Annotated in this window: 1 protein-coding gene; it reads right to left on the bottom strand. The window is 26.9% G+C overall.

The annotated features are described in order from the left end of the window. Nucleotides 1-243: 243 nt before the first annotated feature. Nucleotides 244-918 (bottom strand): hypothetical protein, encoded by a 675-nt coding sequence (locus AC4AGG_RS16580; protein WP_489773132.1) that lies wholly within the window; start codon nucleotides 916-918, stop codon nucleotides 244-246. Nucleotides 919-951 lie beyond the last annotated feature (33 nt).

The following is a 951-nucleotide window of genomic DNA, read 5'->3' as shown; positions in this document are numbered from 1 at the left end:
GTCATTAGATTTTCAGTTTAGACAGTGTTTTGATACTATTACCGCTAACGAAAAAGTATTGCCGAAGTGCGGGCTTTTACACCCGAAAAGTACAACTAAGACCAACCTTAGCAATTGCTTTTTTCGTTAAACTAAATTACAAAAAAATGTGGAATTGAAAAGCAGTGGCGGCGAAGAATATTCAAATTTTCAATTTGAGTATTCAAGCCCGCTTTTGTTAATACAATGTTAGCAGCAGTGTTTTTATTTCCATTCTTTATAAACTTCGTAAATGAGTGTAATAATATTAGATCTAATTCTTCCTTCAAAGATTGTAACTTTTTTTTCTTTATCAATTATTTTTTCCGTAAATCCTTTTGAAATATTTTTAGGGTTGTACAAAGAAATTTGAAAATAATATTTTCCCTTATCAGTCATATTATAATAACGCATTCTATAATTTGGAAAGTTAATTTTGGTAGTAAATATTTTTTCCTCACCCGGTCCTAAAACAATTAACTTTTGAGAAATTCTATATGCTATTTTTGTATCGTATTCATTGTTATAAAAATTTGAAAATTTTGTTGCGAACTCATTTAATGAATTAGAATGCTTGTCAAAATCAAAAAATTCTATATAATCATGGCTTCCGAAACTAAATTGTGGAGTCATTTCACTTTCATTTTCATAAACATGATAATCTGGTAATCCTACGAATATTGAATCTACAGGTTCATATTGAGCTTCATTAAAGTTATCAGAATCCAAAATAAGAACGTAAGTTTTTGTTGATGTGTTTTTTATTGAATAGATTATATTACAATTTTCGTAAAAAGAAACTTTTTTAATAGTATCATTAATAATTTTAATTTTTAAATCACTATTCTGTCCAAACGAAAAAACAGAAAATAAAAGCAAAAATATTTGTGAAATTTTCATCTCTTTAAACGATATTTTGGCAACATTGCTGCT

The organism is Chryseobacterium sp. CG10_8 (assembly GCF_058117085.1).
Note: the sequence above shows the minus strand (reverse complement) of the source record. Positions and strands in the feature narration are given on the sequence as shown.